The organism is Bradyrhizobium sp. UFLA01-814 (assembly GCF_046718885.1).
Lineage (GTDB): Bacteria > Pseudomonadota > Alphaproteobacteria > Rhizobiales > Xanthobacteraceae > Bradyrhizobium > Bradyrhizobium elkanii.
On sequence record NZ_JAQOSR010000075.1, the window covers coordinates 1 to 18,549 of the forward strand.

At 65.4% G+C, this 18,549-nt stretch carries 17 protein-coding genes and 1 pseudogene; 10 read left to right on the forward strand and 8 right to left on the reverse strand.

Annotation, left to right across the window (positions count from 1 at the left end):
• A pseudogene (locus PMN64_RS22540) lies at nt 1-255 on the forward strand (enoyl-CoA hydratase); the annotation flags it as partial.
• A 2-nt stretch (nt 256-257) separates the two neighbouring features.
• On the opposite strand, the gene PMN64_RS22545 reads toward PMN64_RS22540, so the two are convergent.
• Together PMN64_RS22545 and PMN64_RS22550 are read right to left on the reverse strand one after the other, a co-directional pair.
• Entirely contained in the window at nt 258-521 is a 264-nt protein-coding gene (locus PMN64_RS22545; RefSeq protein WP_411782224.1) for a hypothetical protein, read from the reverse strand.
• A gap of 62 nt (nt 522-583) precedes the next feature.
• Entirely contained in the window at nt 584-1,468 is an 885-nt protein-coding gene (locus PMN64_RS22550; RefSeq protein ID WP_411782225.1) for a LysR family transcriptional regulator, read from the reverse strand.
• A gap of 112 nt (nt 1,469-1,580) precedes the next feature.
• On the opposite strand from PMN64_RS22550, the gene PMN64_RS22555 reads away from it, so the two are divergent.
• The 4 genes from PMN64_RS22555 to PMN64_RS22570 all read left to right on the forward strand — a co-directional run bounded on the left by PMN64_RS22555 (nt 1,581) and on the right by PMN64_RS22570 (nt 5,745).
• Nucleotides 1,581-2,942: an FAD-dependent oxidoreductase gene (locus PMN64_RS22555; RefSeq protein WP_411782226.1), complete on the forward strand. Its 1,362-nt coding sequence runs from the start codon at nt 1,581-1,583 to the stop codon at nt 2,940-2,942.
• 12 nt (nt 2,943-2,954) lie between these two features.
• Complete coding sequence (locus PMN64_RS22560) at nt 2,955-3,959, forward strand: ABC transporter substrate-binding protein (RefSeq protein ID WP_411782227.1); 1,005 nt, start codon at nt 2,955-2,957, stop codon at nt 3,957-3,959.
• Nucleotides 3,960-4,151: 192 nt separating this feature from the next.
• Nucleotides 4,152-4,925, forward strand: a complete 774-nt coding sequence (locus PMN64_RS22565; RefSeq protein WP_411782228.1) for an ABC transporter ATP-binding protein — start codon at nt 4,152-4,154, stop codon at nt 4,923-4,925.
• Entirely contained in the window at nt 4,918-5,745 is an 828-nt protein-coding gene (locus tag PMN64_RS22570) for an ABC transporter permease (protein ID WP_411782254.1), read from the forward strand. Before PMN64_RS22565 ends, PMN64_RS22570 begins: the two co-directional genes overlap by 8 nt.
• Nucleotides 5,746-5,930: 185 nt before the next feature.
• Here the strand turns inward: PMN64_RS22570 and gtdA are convergent, their stop codons facing one another.
• Nucleotides 5,931-6,971 (reverse strand): gentisate 1,2-dioxygenase, encoded by a 1,041-nt coding sequence (gene gtdA, locus PMN64_RS22575; protein ID WP_304497643.1) that lies wholly within the window; start codon nt 6,969-6,971, stop codon nt 5,931-5,933.
• 158 nt (nt 6,972-7,129) lie between these two features.
• Here gtdA and maiA point away from each other — a divergent pair, with 158 nt between their 5' ends.
• The 3 genes from maiA to PMN64_RS22590 are packed head-to-tail and all read left to right on the forward strand — an operon-like array spanning nt 7,130 to nt 9,448.
• Nucleotides 7,130-7,762: a maleylacetoacetate isomerase gene (gene maiA, locus PMN64_RS22580; protein WP_411782229.1), complete on the forward strand. Its 633-nt coding sequence runs from the start codon at nt 7,130-7,132 to the stop codon at nt 7,760-7,762.
• Nucleotides 7,752-8,264 carry a MarR family winged helix-turn-helix transcriptional regulator gene (locus PMN64_RS22585; protein WP_411782230.1) on the forward strand — a complete coding sequence of 171 codons (513 nt, stop codon included), beginning with the start codon at nt 7,752-7,754 and terminating at the stop codon, nt 8,262-8,264. The genes maiA and PMN64_RS22585 overlap by 11 nt, the downstream gene beginning before the upstream one ends.
• Nucleotides 8,264-9,448, forward strand: a complete 1,185-nt coding sequence (locus PMN64_RS22590; RefSeq protein WP_411782231.1) for a 3-hydroxybenzoate 6-monooxygenase — start codon at nt 8,264-8,266, stop codon at nt 9,446-9,448. The genes PMN64_RS22585 and PMN64_RS22590 overlap by 1 nt, the downstream gene beginning before the upstream one ends.
• A 183-nt stretch (nt 9,449-9,631) precedes the next feature.
• On the opposite strand, the gene PMN64_RS22595 is transcribed toward PMN64_RS22590, so the two are convergent.
• The 5 genes from PMN64_RS22595 to PMN64_RS22615 all read right to left on the reverse strand — a co-directional run bounded on the left by PMN64_RS22595 (nt 9,632) and on the right by PMN64_RS22615 (nt 13,857).
• Nucleotides 9,632-11,242 carry a benzoate-CoA ligase family protein gene (locus PMN64_RS22595; protein ID WP_411782232.1) on the reverse strand — a complete coding sequence of 537 codons (1,611 nt, stop codon included), beginning with the start codon at nt 11,240-11,242 and terminating at the stop codon, nt 9,632-9,634.
• A complete protein-coding gene (locus tag PMN64_RS22600; protein ID WP_411782233.1) occupies nt 11,239-12,369 on the reverse strand; it encodes an FAD-dependent monooxygenase in 1,131 nt (376 codons plus the stop codon). The genes PMN64_RS22595 and PMN64_RS22600 overlap by 4 nt, the downstream gene beginning before the upstream one ends.
• A gap of 115 nt (nt 12,370-12,484) precedes the next feature.
• Nucleotides 12,485-12,697 carry a hypothetical protein gene (locus PMN64_RS22605; RefSeq protein WP_411782234.1) on the reverse strand — a complete coding sequence of 71 codons (213 nt, stop codon included), beginning with the start codon at nt 12,695-12,697 and terminating at the stop codon, nt 12,485-12,487.
• A gap of 109 nt (nt 12,698-12,806) precedes the next feature.
• Nucleotides 12,807-13,028 carry a cysteine rich repeat-containing protein gene (locus PMN64_RS22610; RefSeq protein WP_304497636.1) on the reverse strand — a complete coding sequence of 74 codons (222 nt, stop codon included), beginning with the start codon at nt 13,026-13,028 and terminating at the stop codon, nt 12,807-12,809.
• A gap of 40 nt (nt 13,029-13,068) precedes the next feature.
• The gene (locus PMN64_RS22615) at nt 13,069-13,857 is read right to left on the reverse strand and encodes a cysteine rich repeat-containing protein (protein ID WP_411782235.1); all 789 of its coding nucleotides are present in this window, start codon (nt 13,855-13,857) and stop codon (nt 13,069-13,071) included.
• Between the two features lie 249 nt (nt 13,858-14,106).
• On the opposite strand from PMN64_RS22615, the gene PMN64_RS22620 reads away from it, so the two are divergent.
• Together PMN64_RS22620 and PMN64_RS22625 are read left to right on the forward strand one after the other, a co-directional pair.
• On the forward strand, nt 14,107-15,264 hold the full coding sequence (locus PMN64_RS22620; RefSeq protein WP_411782236.1) for an efflux RND transporter periplasmic adaptor subunit: 1,158 nt from the start codon (nt 14,107-14,109) through the stop codon (nt 15,262-15,264).
• A gap of 12 nt (nt 15,265-15,276) precedes the next feature.
• Complete coding sequence (locus PMN64_RS22625; protein WP_411782237.1) at nt 15,277-18,447, forward strand: efflux RND transporter permease subunit; 3,171 nt, start codon at nt 15,277-15,279, stop codon at nt 18,445-18,447.
• The last annotated feature ends 102 nt before the right edge of the window (nt 18,448-18,549 follow it).

Here is an 18,549-nt window from a genome sequence, read left to right on the forward strand (position 1 = left end):
GAGGTGGTGGCGCTTGCCGATCTCGACAGCGCCGGTGCCAAGGTCGTCGAGCAACTGCTCGGCAATGCGCCGGATGCGATGGCCGAGACCAAGAAGCTCGCGATGGAAAGCTCGTTCGGCGGCATGGCGGTGGACGATGTGGCCTACAAGCGCCTCGTTCATCTGCATTCGGCCAAGCGGCAGACCGCGGAAGCTGCCGAAGGGCTTGCATCCTTCGCCGAGAAGCGCGCCGGCCGGTGGGGCGGCGGCGCGTAAGCTCAGCAGCCGCGGCAGATGCCGCGCATGCTGCGATAGACCTCTTCGTCGTCGCGGCGCATCTGCTGCAGCTGATCGAATGTCTTCGATTCGCTCGATCGCGCCACCGGCGGCTCGGGCTTGCGCTTCGCCGCAAGGTCCTGCTCTTGCCGATGGTAGCAGGCCTCGCGCTCCGCCTTGGCCTCAATGAAGCGGCAGGTCTCGATCGCCGCCGCGGGCGTCGCAACGATGATGAGACCAAACGACATTGAGATCAGGAGTTTCAAGCGGGCGATCCTTTCGCGTCCTTGTCTCAGCTCGGCATGCCAACGGCAAGGCCGGCGTCGCATCACAGCGGCTGTGACAGCGATTTTTTCAATGTCTTCAGCAGCGCCTGCACCGCGGCGGCATCGATGCGGCGCTCGGGAACGGCGGCCTTGACCCACAATTCCGGAATCGGAAAGTCGGTGAGTACCGGTTGCAACGCGCCGTCGCGCAGCGCGTCCGCGACCAGATAATGCGAGAGCAGCGCAATGCCGTTGCCGGCGATCGCGCTTTGCGTCAGCACGCGGCCTTCGTTCGAAGAGAGAATCGGGCGGACCTGGATATTGACGCGGCCACGCGGTCCCTCGAATGGCCATTCCGGTCCGGTCGGCAGAAAGCTGAGGCAGCGATGATCGACTAGGTCGCGCGGATGCTTCGGTATGCCGTGCTTCTTCAGATAGGCCGGCGAGGCGCACACGAGGCGCGGCAGCCGGCACAAGGGCTCGTCAACCACACCGCCAAAGGAATGCGGGAAGGCGCCGATCGCGAGGTCGAAACCTTCGGTCACCGGATCGACCGGGCGGTCGATCATCACGATCTCGAGCTTCACGCTTCCGTTCTGCTTCTGGAAGATCGTGAAGGCATCGGCGAGCCGCGCAACCGTCAGCGAGGTCGGCGCCTTGACGCGCAGATGATCCGAGAGGTCGCGCTGCTTCTCGCCCATCCGCGACAAGAGATCGCCGACATCGGCAACCACGCCACGGGCGCGATGCACATATCGCTGCCCGGCCTCCGTCAGCCGCAACTGGCGGGTCGAGCGATGGAATAGTGCGGTGCCGATCCGCTCCTCGAGCTGGGTGACGCGCTTGGCGACGACGGATGTCGCGATATTGAGCTTGCGCGCCGCGGCGGAAAAGCCGCCGGCATCGGCGGTGGCGAGGAAGGCTTCGAGATTGACCAGCGTATCCATCTGCCTCGGGCCTTTCTCGATTCGCGAAAGCTGATTACATAATTTGGTGGATTGTACTGCAATCTGCATCAATTCATAGTTGGCCCAATCAACTTTGTTCAGGGCGGAAATGATGCGAGCGAGCACGATCGAAGAACCTGCGCGGCAGGTCCCGGTCTATGGCGAATATGACGTGGTGGTGCTCGGCGGCGGACCGGCCGGCATCGCGGCAGCGGTCGGCGCGGCACGTGCCGGACGGCGGACGCTCCTGATCGAGCGTTACGGATTTCTCGGCGGCATGGGCACCGCGGCCGGCGTGACCAACTTCTGCGGACTGCACGCCAACATCTTCGGCGAGATGCACCGCGTGGTGCAGGGCATCGCCTCCGACCTGCTGGCGCGGATCGACCGGCTCGGCGGGCTGAACGCGCCGCATCTGATCCTCGGCAAGATTTTTGCGCAAGCCTACGACACCGCGGCCTACAAGATCGCGGCCGACGATCTGCTGGCGCATCACAAGGTCGACATTCTGTTCCACGCGCTCGGCGCCAGCGTCGTGATGGATGGTTCGCACATCCATGCGCTGATGGTCGAAACCAAGGCCGGCCGGCAGGCCGTGCGCGCCAGCATCTTCATCGATTGCTCCGGTGACGGCGATCTCGCGGTGTGGGCCGGCGCGCCCCATGAAGTCGGTGACAACCAGGGCGGCATGCTCTACCCCTCGATGATGTTCCGCCTCAACGGCATCGATCCGGCGAAGGCCGGCGATGCATGGCGCACCATCCCGGCGCTGATGGCGCAGGCCGAGGCCGCCGGCACCCACACATTCCCGCGCAAATCCGCCATCGTGCGGCCGCAGAAATCGCAGATCGAATGGCGGGTGAATTTCACCCAGGTGACGCGCAGCGACGGCGGCGCCATCTCCGGCGTCGATCCCGATGACATGACGCGCGGCGAGATCGAGGGGCGCCGCCAGGCGGTCGAAGCGTTCAAGTTCCTGCGCACGGTGCCCGGCTTCGAGAATTCCTACATCGTCGATCTGCCGCCGCAGCTCGGCATCCGCGAGACGCGGCGTGTGATCGGCGGCTACATGCTGTCCGGCGAGGATGTGCTGGGCTGCGCCTCGTTCGAGGACTCGATCGGCGTCAATGGCTGGCCGAAGGAATCCCATGTGCCGGGTGATGTGATCTTCGAGTTTCCGCCGATCCCGGAGAGCCGCGGCTACAACGAGTTGCCGTACCGCATGCTGGTACCGGAGGGCGTCGACAATCTCCTGGTCGCCGGCCGCTGCGCCTCGATGACCCATGAGGGACAATCGGCGGCGCGCGTCTCCGGTGCCTGTTTCGTGATGGGCGAAGCGGCGGGAACCGCGGCGGCGCTCGCGCTGTCGGGCAATACGATTCCGCGCGACATTTCCGTCGAAAAGTTGCAACAACAGCTTGGCAAACAGGGCGCGTTCATCGGCCGCGATCAGGCCCTGCCTGAAGGATTATGAGTGGAGACGGCAATGAAGGGTTGGGCGCGGCTCGCACTCGCGGGTCTCCTGCTGTGGGCCGCGAGCGGCATCGCGCGGGCCGATGATCTCCTGAAGGCGAAGATCGGCGTCTTGCGGCTGTCGTCCTCGGCGCCGGTGTTCATCGCGCAGGACAAGGGCTATTTCCGCGACGCCGGGCTCGATGTCGAGCTGAAGTTCTTCGACGCGGCGCAGCCGATCGCGGTTGCGACCGCGTCGGGCGATGTCGATTTCGGCATCACCGCCGTCACCGCCGGCCTCTACAATCTCGCCGGCAAGGGCACGCTGAAGGTGATCGGCGGCATGAGCCGCGAGAAGGCCGGCTATCCCCTGATCGGCTACTTCGCCAGCAACAACGCCTATGCCGCCGGACTGAAGACACCGAAGGATCTGGCGGGCAAGCGCGTCGCGGTGACCCAGGTCGGCTCCAGCTTCCATTATTCGCTCGGCCTGCTCGCCGACAAATACGGCTTCAAGCTGTCGGACGTGAAGGTCGTGCCGCTGCAGTCGCTGTCGAACGCGGCCGCGGCGCTGAAGGGCGAAACCGTCGACGCCGCGCTGCTGCCGGTCTCGACCGCGCGGACGCTGATGGATTCCAACGGCGCGAAATTGCTCGGCTGGGTCGGCGACGAGACGCCGTGGCAGTTAGGGGCCATCTTCGCGTCGCCGAAGGCGCTGACCAACGCACCGCTGGTGACCAGGCTGCTCACCGCGCTCACCCGTGCCGACCACGAATATCACGACGTGATCCTGACTGCGATCAAGGACGGCGTGGCGCCGATCAACGACAAGACCAGGCCGCTGCTCGAGATCATCGCCAAATACACCAACCTGCCGGTCGCGCAGGTGGTCGGCAATTGCGCCTATATCGATCCCGACGGCAAGCTCGACGTGAAGAACCTCGACAACCAGATCAAATGGCTGCAGGGGCAGGGCTTTGTGGATAAGGGCTTTGACGCGAATGCGATCATCGCCAAGGGTTATGTGAAGGCGGATTGATGATGAGCCGCGCGCACCACTCTGACCCCGTCACCCTGAGGAGCGCGCCCTTGCGCGCGTCTCGAAGGGTCGACGGCCGAGCTGCTACATCCGGGCCGTCGACCCTTCGAGACGCCGCTGCGCGGCTCCTCCAGCGACAAAGGCAAAGCCTTTGCGCGGGGGTGACGGGTCTGGCAGTGAGTTCATGACGACATGGACCTGATCGCCGACCATATCAGCCATCGCTTCGGCGCGCTCGACGTGCTCGACGACGTCTCCTTCACGGTGCGCGCCGGCGAGATCGTCGCGATCGTTGGTCCGTCCGGCTGCGGCAAGAGCACTCTGCTGTCGATCCTCGGGGGCCTGCTGCGGCCGAGCAAAGGCGTGGCCGAGCTGCGCGGCGCGGCGCCGGCTGATAGCCTCAATCCCCTGACCTTCGTGTTCCAGGACTTTGCGTTGCTGCCGTGGAACACGGTCGAGGACAACGTCGCGTTTCCGCTGCTGCATACGGGCTTGAGCGCCGGCGAGCGCCGCGCCGTGGTCGACGATGCACTGCGCCGCACCGGGCTGTCGGATTTTCGCGCCGCCTATCCCAAGCAGCTATCCGGCGGCATGCGCCAGCGCGTCGGCATTGCGCGGGCACTCGCGGTTCGCCCCGCGATCCTGCTGATGGACGAGCCGCTGTCGGCGCTGGATTCGCAGACCCGCGAGCTCCTGATGGAGGATTTCGTGCGTCTGCTCGCCGACGGCGCGATGGGCGCGGTCTATGTCACGCATAATCTCGAGGAAGCGGTGCGGCTCGCCGATCGCGTCGTGGTGCTGTCGCGCCGCCCTGGCCGCATCCGGGAAATCGTGACCATCCCGATGACCCGCGCCGAGCGCGGCACGACGGACGCACGTGGGCCGATGGCCGCGCTACAGGGTGAGCTGTGGTCGCTGATCCGGAAGGAGGCGATCGATGCCGAGCGCGAGGTCCAGCATGCTTGACCGCGCGCCGCAGCAAACAAAAGACCAATCGGCGGAAGCGACGCGCCCGGTTGCGTTTCGTGGCGCCGGCTTCACGCCTGGCGGCAGCCGCTATGCCGGCTGGATCGCGCTCGCGCTGGTCATTGCGGTCTGGCAGCTCGCGGGCAGCGCAGGCTGGGTCAATCCGCTGTTCCTGCCGGCGCCGTCGGCGATCGCGGTTGCGATCTATAAGCTCGCGATGTCGGGCGCGCTGTGGCAGCACTTGTCGTGGTCCATTATGCGAATCGGCACCGGCTGGCTCATCGGCACGGCCGCCGGCGTCGTGGTCGGCTTTGCGATCGGGCTGTCGACCATGGCGCGCGGCGTCGGCATCACCTTCATCTCGGCGCTGTTTCCGATCCCGAAGATCGCGCTGCTGCCGTTGCTCATTCTGTGGCTCGGGATCGGCGAGGAGCCGAAGATCGCGACCATTGCGCTTGGCGTGTTCTTCTCGACCGCGATCTCGGTCTATAGCGGCGTCGATGCGGTGCCGCGCAATCTGATCCGGATGGCGCAAAGCTTCAACGTGCCGTTCCACGCCATCGTGCGCCGCGTGATCTGGCCCGGCGCGCTGCCCTCGATCCTCGCCGGCTTCCGCATCACCGCGTCGGTCGCGCTGCTGCTCGTCGTCAGCGCCGAGATGATCGGCGCGCAATACGGCATCGGCGCCTTCGTGCTGCAGGCCGGCAATCTGATGCAGACCGATCAACTGCTCGCCGGCGTCGTGATCCTGTCGCTGTTCGGGCTCGTGGTGGGGAAGCTGATCAATTTGCTGGAGACACGCCTGTTGCACTGGCGGTGAGGGCACGCTGCGGGCCACAAACTCAATGTCGTCCCGGCGAAGGCCGGGACCCATAACCACAGGGCGTGGTTGTTGGAAAAAGGCTGGGGCCCCAACGCGTTCAACCAATCGAGATTGGTGGTAATGGGCCCGGCCTTCGCCGGGACGACGTGGGGTGGGCGCTGCGTGCCTTGCGCAGACGATCGTTACGCGTTACCGCGATCCTCGCGGAACAGGTCGAGCTTCTGCTGCACCGGGCGGTCGGAGAACGAGAACAGCACGGAGTCGGCATCGGCCTCGTGGGTGACCCAGTGCCAGCTCGGCACCACGAACAGGTCGCGCGGTCCCCACTCGAAGGTCTGGTCGCCGACCCTTGTGCGGCCTTTGCCCTCGATCGCGGCGAACACGGTCGCATCGGTTGCGCGATAGCGTGCGGTCTTGAAACCCTTTGGCAGCAGTTGGATGAAGGTGCCGATGGTCGGCATCGCAAAATCGCCGGTCTCGGGATTGGAGAACTTCAGCTTCAGGCCGTGGCAGGCATCCCACTCGTCGCTGACCTTGGCCTTCTCCAGCGCCTCGCGGGTGTATTCATAGGGGTAGTTGAAGATCGGCGAGGTCTTCGACGTCCGCTTCTGGTCGATCGGCAGCAGATTGTGTCCGTAACGCGCGAAGCTTGCGCCGGCCGGCTTGGAGATCGACTGCTGGTCCTCCTTGGCGCCTTCGGCAAACGAGCAGTCGAAGAACTGCACCATCGGGATGTCGAGCCCGTCGAGCCAGAACATCGGCTCATTGGTTTCGTTCGAATGGTCGTGCCAGGTCATCGACGGCGTGATGACGAAGTCGCCCGGCGACATCGCGGTGCGCTCGCCGTCAACAGCGGTGAAGGCGCCCTTGCCCTCGAGCACGAAGCGCAGCGCCGATTGGGCATGGCGATGGGCGGGGGCGATGTCGCCCGGCACCACCATCTGCACGCCGGCGAACAGCGAGGTCGTGATCCTGGACTGGCCGCGCAGGCCGGGATTTTCCAGCACCAGCACGCGGCGCTCGGCCTCCTTGGCCGTGATCAGCTTGCCGGCCTCGTTCATGTAGTCGCGGATCTGGTCGAACTTCCATAAGTGAGGACGGCAGGCGCTTTTCGGCTCAGGCGTGATCAGATCGTTCATCACGTTCCACAGCGCCGAGAGGTTCTGGCCGTCGATCTTCTTGTAGAACGCCTCGCGCTCCGGGGTCTTCTGCACGGCTTCCATGGCAAGCCTCCCATCATTCTTGTTGGCGCAATTTAATTGACAGTATACTGACAATATGGCTAGCGTCAATGAAGTAAGCCATGGCGTTTTCGAGCGAAGTGGATACCGGTTCGCGCAAAGAAAACGCATCAAACCAGAATAATGCAAGGGAGGTTCCGATGAAGCTGCATGGCTATTTCCGCAGCAGCGCGTCCTACCGGGTCCGGATCGCCCTCAATCTGAAGGGGCTTACGTCCGAGCATCTGCCGCATCATTTGCGCAAGGGCGAGCAGTGCGCGCCGGCCTATCTCGCGATCAATCCGCAGGGGCTGGTGCCGACCCTGGAGAGCGACGCCGGCGCGATCCTCACCCAGTCGCTCGCGATCATCGAATGGCTCGACGAGACCAATCCCAATCCGCCGCTGCTGCCGAACGATCCGCTGCGGCGCGCCAAGGTGCGGGCGTTTGCGCAGGCGATCGCTTGCGACACCCATCCGGTGCAGAATCTGAAGGTGCTGGCGCGGCTGCGGCAGCTCGGCCTGCCCGAAGCGCAGGTGACGGAATGGGCGGCCTGGGCCAACCGCGAGGGCCTGGCGGCCTGCGAGACCTTGATCGCGGCGGAGTCAGGGCCGTTCTGCTTTGGCGACCAGCCGACGCTTGCCGATCTCTGCCTGGTGCCGCAGCTCGCCAATGCGCGGCGCTTCGGCGTCGATGTCTCGGCTTATCCGCGCCTGCTCGAGGCCGAGGCCGCAGCCAAACAGGTCAAGGCGTTTGCCGACGCCGCCCCGGACAAGCAGCCCGATGCCGAATAACAAGCCAACGCCCGTCACGATGGACGCGGTCTACACCGCGCCCGGCTACCTGTTCCGGCGCATGCAGCAGATCGCGGTCGCGCTGTTCATCGAGGAGTGCAAGGCGTTCGACTTGACGCCGGTGCAATATGCCGCGCTGGTCACGATCTCGACCCATCCCGGCATCGACGCCACAAGGCTCTCGGCGGTGATCGCGTTCGACCGCTCCACGCTCGGCAACGTGATCGAGCGGCTGCAGGCCAAGGAGTTCATCGTGCGCAAGCCGGCGCCGGAGGACAAGCGCGTCAAGCTGCTCTATCTTACCAGGGCCGGCGCGGCGGTGCTGAGCGACATCATGCCCTCGGTCGACAAGGCACAGGCGCGGATGCTGCAGCCGTTGAAGCCGGCCGACCGCAAGACGTTGCTGGCGTTGTTGACCCAGCTCGTCGACCTCAACAACGAGGCGTCGCGGGTGCCGCTGCGCGCCGAGGACGCGCTCGAACATCTCGGGAGGTCGGGCTGATGGCGGAGACGAGACCTGTCCTGATCGCGGGCGGCGGCATCGGCGGCCTCGCCGTGGCGCTCGGCCTCGCGCAGAAGGGCATCCGCTCCATCCTGCTGGAGAAGGCTGCTGCGCTCGGCGAGATCGGCGCCGGCATCCAGCTCGGCCCGAACGCGTTCCACGCCTTCGATTATCTCGGCGTCGGCGAGGCCGCGCGCAACATGGCGGTCTACATCGATCAGCTGCGGCTGATGGATGCGCTGACCGCCGACGAGATCACCCATATCGATCTCGGCGATGCGTTTCGCGCGCGGTTCGGCAATCCCTATGCCGTCGTGCACCGCGGCGATCTGCACGGCGTGTTCCTGCGCGCGTGCCAAAGCCACGAACTGATCGAGCTACGCGTATCCAGCGAGGTGACCGGCTATGAGCAGGACGGCTCGTCCGTGACGGCAAAGCTCGCGGGTGGCGAGCGGATCGCCGGCCGTCTTCTGATCGGCGCCGATGGCTTGTGGTCGAACATCCGCAAGCAGGTCACGGCGGACGGCCCGCCGCGCGTCTCCGGCCACACGACCTATCGCTCGGTGATTCCGACCGAGCGGATGCCGGAGGATCTGCGCTGGAACGCGGCCACGCTGTGGGCCGGCCCGAAATGCCACATCGTGCATTACCCGCTGTCGGGCTGGAAGGTGTTCAACCTCGTCGTCACCTATCACAACAACGCGCCGGAGCCGGTCGCGGGCAAGCCGGTCTCCGAAGCCGAGGTGATGAAGGGTTTTACCCATGTCCACGAGCGGGCGCAGAACATCATCCGCCACGGCACCAACTGGAAGCTTTGGGTGCTGTGCGACCGCGATCCGAACGAGCAGTGGATCGACGGCCGCGTGGTGCTGCTCGGCGACGCCGCCCATCCGATGCTGCAATATTTCGCGCAGGGCGCCTGCCAGGCAATGGAGGACGCGGTCTGCCTGTCGCACATGCTGGCCCATCACGATGATCAGACAGCGGCGCTCGAAGCCTACAGCGCGCAACGCTTCCCGCGCACAGCGCGCGTACAACTGATGTCACGCGCGATCGGCGAACACGTCTACCATCCCTCAGGCGAGCACGCCCGCATCCGCAACGCGATCATGAGCGCGAAGTCGCAGGTTCAATGGTGCGATGACATCGCCTGGCTGTATGGCGGGACGGGGCTGGGCAGCTAATTACTCGTCGTCCCGGACAAGCGAGCGGAGCGAGCGCGATCCGGGACCCATAACCACCGAAGGCTGTTGTGATGGCAGGCCGGGGCCCCAGCTTTTGCGCCACACACATTTGTGGTTATGGGTCCCGGCTTTCGCCGGGACGACACTGAATGCGTGGCGGCAGCGTTGCGCAGTATGGCGCTCTCACATCCGCATCACCGCCTGCCGGTCGATCTTGCCGGTGCCGGTCTTCGGTAGCTCATCGATGAATTTGACCTCGCGCGGGTATTTGTACGGCAACAGCTTTGTCTTGACGTAATCCTGCAGGCGCCGCGCCGCTTCGGCCGTGTCGAAGCCGGCCTTGTTCATGACAACCACGGCGCGCAGCGTCATGCGTCGGTCCGGCAATTCGGCGGCGTAGACGGCGCATTCGCGGACGTCGGGGTGATCGGCGAGGCAGAGCTCGACTTCGAGCGGATAGACCCACTGGCCGGAGATCTTGATCAGATCGTCGGCGCGGCCGCGGAAGAAGTGGAAGCCGTCGCTGTCGCGCATGAAGCGGTCGCCGGTGTAGATCCAGCCGTCCTCGCGCACGGTCTCGGCGGTCTTGTCCGGCCGGTTCCAGTACAGTGGCGACGCGGAATCGCCGCGCACCCACAAGATGCCTTCCTCATTGTCGCCGACCTCGCGGCCATCGCTGTCGCGCAGCATGACCTCGTAGCCAGGCACGCGCAGGCCGGCGGCGCCGAGCTTCTTTCGCTCCGCGCGGTTGCTGAGATAGACGTGCAGCACTTCGGTCGAGCCGAGGCCTTCGATGATCTCGAGCCCGGTGAGCCGCTTCCAGCCGTTGAACACATCGGCCGACAGCACCTCGGCAGCCGAGACCGCCATCCGCAGCGAGGAGAAATCGGTTTGCCCGGCGCCCTCGGCCTTGGTCAGCGAGATGTAGAGCGTCGGCAGGCCAAAGAACACGGTCGGGCGATATTGTCCGATCGCCGCGAAGATCGCAGCCGGCTTCGGCTGGCCGGGCAGCAGCAGCGTCGCGGCGCCGACCGAGAAGGGAAACGTGATCGAATTGCCAAAACCATAGGCGAAGAAGATCTTCGGCACCGAGAAGCAGATGTCACCGGGCTCTAGCTTCAGCACGTTGCGGGCAAAGGCGCGCTCGCTATAGGCCATGTCGTGCTGCAGATGCACGATGCCCTTGGGACGGCCGGTCGACCCGGACGAATACATCCAGAACGCCATCTCGTTGCGGTGGGTGTCGGCCGCGTCGAGCTCGATCGGAAATCCTTGCAGCCAGTCGCCGGCGTTGCGCGCCTCTGCGACGGCATGATCGCCGGCGGCGCCGTTGACCACGACCAGCGTGCGTAGCGGCGTGTCCTTGCAGGCTTCCGCGTTGAAGCGCGCACAGAATTCCGCATCGGTGACGGCGACCTGCGCGCCCGCGTCAGACAGGTAGAATTGCAGCAGTTCGGGCGTGGTCAGCGTGTTGATCAAGAGCGGCACGAAGCCGGCACGCACCGCGCCGAAGAATGCCGCCGGATAGGCCGGGGTGTCGTCGAGGAACAGCAGGATGCGGTCGCCGCGCTGCAGTCCAAGCGACCGGAAGGCGTGGCCCCAGCGTGCGGCCTCAGTGCAGAGCTCGCGATAGGTCCGCGTGCCGGCCGGGCCGGTCAGCGCCAGGCGCTCGGCATTCCCGTTGCCGAGATTGTCGAACAGGATGCGGCTCGCATTGTAGCGTTCGGGGATCGTAAAGCCGATCTCGCGCGCACCGGGATTGTCCAGCGGAACCTGGTCGGCGATCCCGGTCATGATTGTCCCTTTGCGGCTGCGTAGCGGGCCATGAAGGCGGGCGACATCGCGCGCAGCCGCGCGTCATCGATCCGGCCGGAGCGGGTGATGTAGCTATAGGCGAAATCCATCAGATCGAGCGTCATGTGCGCGGGGAAATGCTCGTACCAGTCGGCACTGGTCCGCGCCGCGGTGACGAGCTTCTTCACGATCGGCTTGCGCTCGCTCTCGTAGCGCGCAAGCGCGGGGCCAATGCCGTTCTCGGTCTCCAGCGCCTTGGTCAGCGCGATCGCATCCTCGATCGCGAGCCGCGTGCCCGAGCCGATCGAGAAATGCGCCGAATGCAAGGCGTCGCCGATCAGAACAATGTTGCCGTGCGACCAGCGCTCGTTCCAGATCCACGGGAAATTGCGCCACACCGATTTGTTCGAGATCAGCCGGTGGCCGTCCAGCGTCGCGGCGAATACGTCTTCGCAAATCGCCTGCGACTCCTCGATGCTCTTGTCGGCGAAGCCGTAGGCGGCCCAGGTCGCCGCATCGCACTCGACCAGGAAGGTGCTCATGTCCTTCGCATAGCGATAGTGATGGGCGTTGAAGCTGCCGCGCTCGGTTGCCACGAAGGTCTGCGACAGCGTCGCGAAGGTTTTCGTGGTGCCGTACCAGGCGAACTTGTTTGAGGAATGCGAGACCGACGCGCCGAAGGCGGACTCATAGCCGCGGCGGACCATCGAGTTCAGCCCGTCGGCGGCGACGATCAGGTCGTAACCCCTGAGCTCGTCGACCGATTGCACCACGGTGTCGAAGCGCGGCGTGACACCCGTGCTGCGGACGCGCTCCTGCAGGATCGTCAGCAGCGCCAGCCGGCCGATCGAGGAGAACCCGACGCCGTCGATCTCGACGCTCTCGCCGCGCAGATTGAGGGTGATGTTCTTCCAGCTCTCCATAAGCGGGGCGATGGCGTCGACCGTCTCGGGGTCGTCGGCGCGCAGGAAGTCCAGCGCCTGTTCGGAGAACACCACGCCGAAGCCCCAGGTGGCGCCGGCCGCGTTCTGCTCGAACAGGTCGATCTCGGCGTCGGGATGACGCTTCTTCCAGAGATAGGCGAAATAGAGCCCGCCGGGCCCTCCGCCGATCACGGCGATCCGCAACGTCTGCCTCCCAGATTGACAGTGTACTTACAATTTGGGTCCAGACTAATCGCCCTCCGGCGGGAACGCCAGAGGGAAAATGCGTGCGGCGACTAGCCGCGTGGCGCCGAAGGGTTCAGTAGCAGCGGCGGACCTTGACCCCGTCGACCCATACCCAGCGGCAGCCGGCGGCGACGGGTTTGCGGGCAACGACCGCACCGTTGGGACCGGCGCAGCCGGCGCGATAGACGCCGCGCGCGCAAACGACCGCATTGGCGTCGGAGGACTCAAGGGTCATCGTCGCGGCAAAGGACAGCAGGGCCGCGGCGATCAGCAATATTGAACGCATGAAATTCCTTCTCCCGGGTGAGGTATGCTTGGCCTGCAGGTGACAACAAGGTGCTACGGCTCCGTGCCCCGGCGATCGCCGGGCGCATGTCGTCTCATCGCCTGCGCGGCTATTTCTTTTCCGCTTCCGCCAGCACCTTCTTGCAGGCGGGCGCCAGCTTGTCGCTCTGCTTGGCGAGACAGGCGATGATGCGGCCGCCGCCGGGCGTCACGCTTTTGCAAAACTTCTCGTAATCGCCCATGCAGGCGTCGCGTTGCGCGGTGGTCAGCTCCTGGGCGCAGACGGCGGTTGCGCCGCAGAGCAGCGCGGCGGTCAGGATAATGCGCAGCATTGTTCGCTCCCCTTTTCCGGTCGATCGCGTGACAACAGGATTACCGCGCCGCGAACGGCGCCAGCACGTCGCGGCACGCCGGCGACAGCGAGCCGGCATTGGTCGCGAGGCACTGCACGATCCGCCCGCCGCCCGGCTGGACGCCGCCACAGATCGAGCGGACGTCGGCGCCGCAGGCCGAGCGCAGCACGAGCAGCTCTTCGCGCGGCCGCAGCGGCCGCAACGCGATCACGGCCGGCGCCGCGGCTGGTGCTGCCGTCGTCGCTGCAGCGCCCGCGGCCGGCGCGGCGGCACCGCCACCAGCGGCGGCCACGGCCTTCTCGCAGGCCGGCGAAAGCTTGCCCTTGTTCTTTTCGAGGCACTGCAGCGCCGGCGCGCCGCCGGTCGGCACGCCCGCGCAGACCTTGGGATAATCGGAGCGGCATGCGCTGCGGATCGCGGAGATCTGCGCGTTGGACGGCGTCCCGGCCGCCTTCGGTGCGGCGGCTTCGGTGGCAGGCTTGGCCGTTGCCGCGGGAGCAGCTTCGGTCTTGGCCGCCGCCGGCGCGGAGTCTGCCTTCGGTGCGGCGGCCGGCGCTTCGACGGCCTTCACCGCGCTGGCGCAGCCCGGACCGAGGCTTGCCATGTTCTTCTGCAGACATTGCAGCGAGGCTTCGCCGCCCGGCGGTACGCTGGAGCAGTGGGCGATGTAGTCGTTGCGGCATTGCGACTTGATGGCGTCGCGCTGCGCCTGAGTCGGCGCCTGCGACAACGCCGGTGCGGTGCTCATGAATGCCGCAAGCGCAAGACATGCGGACAGCTTCGTTGCTCGTGTCAACGCATTGATCATCTGAATAAATCCTCTGGTCGCGCCGGATGCGTCCGGCTCAACTGAACTGAGTTCTGAAAAAGTCTTGTTGTAACAACCTCGGCGAGCGGCATCATTTTCGCTTTCGAGTTCCGCTGCAAGCGGATTGTTGCTATGGATGAAGCAGCCGGATTTTTTGCCCGTCACGAGATCTTTAAATTAAGTCATTTGAATCGAGGCTCGGAAATGAGGCATGCGCGCGCGTCGGCACATTTCGGTCGGAGCAATTTTGTGCGGCTGCGAAATGCACCGCTTGCGCGCATCGCGTTCGTCGTATCGGCCTTCGTCAGTTTAAGTGCCTGCGAGCAAAACAGTTTTGTTGCGCCGCCGCCGCCCAAGGTCGAGGTTGCGCCGCCGGTGCAGCGCGCCATCACGCGTTATCTGGACGCCACCGGAAACACCGCGCCGATCCAGACCGTCGATCTGGTCGCGCGCGTGCAGGGCTTCCTGCAGGCGATCAACTATCAGGACGGCTCCTTCGTGAAGGCGGGGACCACGCTGTTCACGATCGAACCGGAGACCTACAAGCTGAAGCTGGAACAGGCGCAGGCCGCAGAGGTCGGCGCGCAGGCGACGCTGAAGCAGGCCGAGCTCGACTTCAAGCGGCAGACCGATCTGGTGCAGCGGCAGGCGGTTTCGCAGTCGACCCTTGATACCTCGACGTCGACCCGGGACAACGCCCAGGCCAGCCTGCAGCAGGCCCAGGTCAACACCAAGATCGCTGCGGTCAACTACGGCTACACCAACGTGGCCGCGCCGTTCGACGGCATCGTCAGCAATCATCTGGTCTCGGTCGGCGAGTTGGTCGGCGTGGCGTCGCCGACCCAGCTTGCGACCATCGTGCAGCTCAACCCGATCTATGTGAATTTCAACGTCAACGAACAGGACGTGCAGCGGGTGCGGGATGAAGCGCGCCGTCGTGGTCTGACGGTCAACGAACTCAGGCAGTTGCCGGTCGAGGTCGGCCTGCAGACCGAGACCGGCTATCCGCACAAGGGCAAGCTTGATTACATCTCGCCGACCCTCAACCAGTCGACCGGCACGCTCGCGGTCCGCGGCGTGTTCGCAAATCCGGACCGGACCTTGCTGCCCGGCTTCTATGTCCGCGTTCGCGTGCCGTTCGAAAAGCAGGACAACGCGCTGCTGGTGCCTGATGTCGCGATCGGCAGCGACCAGGCCGGCCGCTACGTGCTGGTCGTCAATGCCGAGAATGTGGTCGAGCAGCGCAAGGTGACGACCGGCCCGCTCGATGAGGGGCTGCGCGTCATCGAGAGTGGCCTGAAGCCGGATGACCGTATCGTGACCGCCGGATTGCTGCGCGCGATCCCCGGGCAGAAGGTCGATCCGCAGGTGCAGAAGGCCGACGCGGCGCCGACAGCCGCCAAATAGGACGCACGCGCCATGATCTCGAAATTCTTCATCGAGCGCCCGGTCCTTTCCAACGTCATCGCGATCCTGATGATCCTGATCGGCGGCGTGGCGCTGTATAATCTCGCGGTCGCGCAATATCCCGACGTGGTGCCGCCGACGGTGCAGGTGACGACGCGCTATCCCGGCGCCTCGGCCAAGACGGTGGTCGACACCGTGGCGCTGCCGATCGAGCAGCAGGTCAACGGCGTCGAGGACATGCTGTACATGCAGTCCTACAGCGGCGCCGACGGCACCTATACGCTGACGGTGACCTTCAAGATCGGCACCGACCTCAATTTCGCGCAGGTGCTGGTGCAGAACCGTGTCTCCAGCGCGCTGTCGCAGCTGCCGACCTCGGTGCAGAACCAGGGCGTCACGGTCCAGAAGCGGTCGACCTCGATCCTGCTGTTCGTGACGCTGACCTCGCCGAACAGGACCTATGACAGCCTGTTCCTGTCGAACTACGCCACCATCAACATCCGGGACGAGCTGTCGCGCCTTCCGGGTGTCGGCAACGTCACGGTGTTCGGCGCCGGGCAATATTCGATGCGGGTCTGGCTCGATCCGAACAAGCTGCAGGTGCGCGGGCTGGTGCCGCAGGACGTCATCCAGGCGATCCAGCAGCAGAGCCAGCAGGTCACCGCCGGCCAGGTCGGCGCGCCGCCGACGCCGGCGGGCCAGGCGTTCCAGTACACGCTGAACGTCAACGGCCGGCTCGACGACAAGAGCCAGTTCGAGGACATCATCGTCAAGTCAGGCAATGTCGGCGACGTCACCCGGGTCCGCGACGTCGGCTGGGTCGAGCTCGGCGCGCAGACCTACAGCCAGATCTTCTCGCTGAACCAGAAGCCCGCGACCGGCATCGGCGTGTTCCAGTCGCCGGGCGCCAATGCCTTGCAGGTCGAGAAGGCCGTCGAGAAGAAGATGGCGGAACTCGCCAAGCAGTTCCCGCAGGACATCAAATACGACACGCCGTTCGACACCACCAAATTCGTCAACGCTTCGATCGAGGAGGTCTACAAGACCCTGTTCGAGGCCGGCCTCCTGGTGCTGGTCGTGATCCTGGTCTTCCTGCAGGACTGGCGGGCGATGCTGGTGCCCGCCACCACCGTGCCGGTCACGATCATCGGCGCGTTCGCGGCCATGGCGGCGCTCGGCTTCACCATCAACCTGTCGACGCTGTTTGCGATCGTGCTGGCGATCGGCATCGTGGTCGACGACGCCATCGTCGTGGTCGAGGGCGCGGCGCACAATATCGAGCGCGGCATGTCGGGCCACGACGCCGCGATCAAGGCGATGGACGAATTGTTCGCGCCGATCGTCGGCATCACGCTGGTCTTGATCTCGGTGTTCCTGCCGGCGGCGTTCCTGCCCGGGCTGACCGGGCGGATGTACGCGCAATTCGCGCTGGTGATCGCCGCCACCGCGCTGCTCAGCGCCGTCAACGCCGCGACGCTGAAGCCGACACAGTGCGCGCTATGGCTGCGTCCTCCCGCTCCGCCCGAGCAGCGCAATTTCTTCTATCGCGGCTTCAACGCGGTCTATGACCGGCTGGAGCGCGGCTACACACGGCTGGTCAGCGGCATCGCCGGGCATGCCAAGACCTCGGTCGCCGTTGCGCTCGTCATCATCGGGCTCGCCGGCTACGGCCTGTCGCGGGTGCCGACCGGATTCATTCCGATCGAGGACCAGGGCTATCTGCTCGCCGCGGTGCAATTGCCCGACGGCGCGGCCCTCGACCGCACCCAGCACGTGCTCGACGAGGTCACCAGGATCGCCGGCAAGACCCCCGGCGTCGACCAGGTGGTCAGCATCGCCGGCATCTCCGCGCTCGACAACTCCTCGAGCCTCGCCAATGCCGGCGTCGCCTATCTGATCCTGAAGGACTGGGGCGCGCGCGGGCCGGGCGAGGATCTGCGCTCGCTGGTCTACGGGCTCAACGACAAGCTCGCGGTGATCCCGGAGGCGCGCATCCTGGTGATCCCGCCGCCGCCGATCCAGGGCATCGGCAACGCCGCCGGCTTTGCCATGCAGGTCGAGCTGCGCGACGGCAATGCCGACTACGGCAAGCTGCAGGCGGTCACTGGCGCGATCGTGGCCAATGCACAGACGCAGAGCGCGCTGCAGCGGGTCCAGTCGTCGTTCCGCTCGATGGTGCCGCAGTTCGACGTCGACGTCGATCGCATCAAGACGCAGACCCTGCACGTCACCCCCGACCAGATCTTCGCGGCGCTGTCGACCTATCTCGGCGCCAGCTACGTCAACCAGTTCACCAAGTTCGGCCGCACCTTCCAGGTCTATACCCAGGCCGAGGCACAGTACCGCCTGAGCCTGCGCGACATCGAGAACATGATGGTGCGCAACAGCAACGGCGACATGATCCCGCTTGGCACGGTCGCCAAGATCACGCCCTCGATCGGACCGTCGCTGATCAGCCTCTATAACCTCTATCCGTCCGCCTCCATCATCGGGCTGCCGGCGCAGGGTTACTCGTCCGGCCAGTCGATGGCGTTGATGGAGGAGATCGCGGCAAAGACGCTGCCGCCCGGCTCGGGCTTCGAGTGGACGGCGATGTCGTACCAGGAGAAGGAGGTCGGCAGCCAGATCTACTATGTGTTCGCGCTGGCGCTGCTCCTGGTCTATCTCGTGCTCGCCGGGCAATATGAGAGCTGGTACGCGCCGATCTCGGTGATCCTGGCCGTGCCGCTGTCGCTGCTCGGCCCGACGCTGGTGCTGCTGAGCCTGAATATCGAGAACAACCTCTACACCCAGATCGGCACCATCCTGCTGATCGCGCTGTCGGCCAAGAACGCGATCCTGATCGTCGAGGTCGCGCTGGAGCGTCATCTGCGCGACGGGCGGTCGGTGCTGGATGCGGCGATCGACGCGGCGCGCGCGCGATTCCGGCCGATCCTGATGACGTCGTTTGCCTTCATCCTCGGCGTGCTGCCGCTGGTGATCGCGACCGGCGCCGGCGCCAACGCCCGCAAGTCGATCGGCATCACCGTGTTTTCCGGCATGATCGCCTCGACCTGCCTCGCCGTGCTGTTCGTGCCGGCGTTCTTCGTGGTGGTGCAGAGTTTCGAGAACTGGCGCAAGGCGAAGAAAGGCAAGACCGCCGCGCCGCAAGCCGCACCGCAGGCGTCGGGCACGCTGCATTAGGACCGCGCCGAGTGCATTCAGATCTCTCCCCGTCACCCTGAGAGAATGTGAATGTATTCACCGTCGTCCTGGCGAAAGCCAGGACCCATTACCCCAACCGCT

Excerpts from the sequence above, each read along its gene's own strand:
- PMN64_RS22550 (WP_411782225.1), bottom strand. The coding sequence starts at position 1,468 with ATGGATACGCTGGTCAATCTCGAAGCCTTCCTCGCCACCGCCGATGCC.
- PMN64_RS22555 (WP_411782226.1), top strand. The coding sequence starts at position 1,581 with ATGCGAGCGAGCACGATCGAAGAACCTGCGCGGCAGGTCCCGGTCTAT.
- PMN64_RS22560 (WP_411782227.1), top strand. The coding sequence starts at position 2,955 with ATGAAGGGTTGGGCGCGGCTCGCACTCGCGGGTCTCCTGCTGTGGGCC.
- PMN64_RS22565 (WP_411782228.1), top strand. The coding sequence starts at position 4,152 with ATGGACCTGATCGCCGACCATATCAGCCATCGCTTCGGCGCGCTCGAC.
- PMN64_RS22570 (WP_411782254.1), top strand. The coding sequence starts at position 4,918 with ATGCTTGACCGCGCGCCGCAGCAAACAAAAGACCAATCGGCGGAAGCG.
- gtdA (WP_304497643.1), bottom strand. The coding sequence starts at position 6,971 with ATGGAAGCCGTGCAGAAGACCCCGGAGCGCGAGGCGTTCTACAAGAAG.
- maiA (WP_411782229.1), top strand. The coding sequence starts at position 7,130 with ATGAAGCTGCATGGCTATTTCCGCAGCAGCGCGTCCTACCGGGTCCGG.
- PMN64_RS22585 (WP_411782230.1), top strand. The coding sequence starts at position 7,752 with ATGCCGAATAACAAGCCAACGCCCGTCACGATGGACGCGGTCTACACC.
- PMN64_RS22590 (WP_411782231.1), top strand. The coding sequence starts at position 8,264 with ATGGCGGAGACGAGACCTGTCCTGATCGCGGGCGGCGGCATCGGCGGC.
- PMN64_RS22595 (WP_411782232.1), bottom strand. The coding sequence starts at position 11,242 with ATGACCGGGATCGCCGACCAGGTTCCGCTGGACAATCCCGGTGCGCGC.
- PMN64_RS22605 (WP_411782234.1), bottom strand. The coding sequence starts at position 12,697 with ATGCGTTCAATATTGCTGATCGCCGCGGCCCTGCTGTCCTTTGCCGCG.
- PMN64_RS22610 (WP_304497636.1), bottom strand. The coding sequence starts at position 13,028 with ATGCTGCGCATTATCCTGACCGCCGCGCTGCTCTGCGGCGCAACCGCC.
- PMN64_RS22615 (WP_411782235.1), bottom strand. The coding sequence starts at position 13,857 with ATGATCAATGCGTTGACACGAGCAACGAAGCTGTCCGCATGTCTTGCG.
- PMN64_RS22625 (WP_411782237.1), top strand. The coding sequence starts at position 15,277 with ATGATCTCGAAATTCTTCATCGAGCGCCCGGTCCTTTCCAACGTCATC.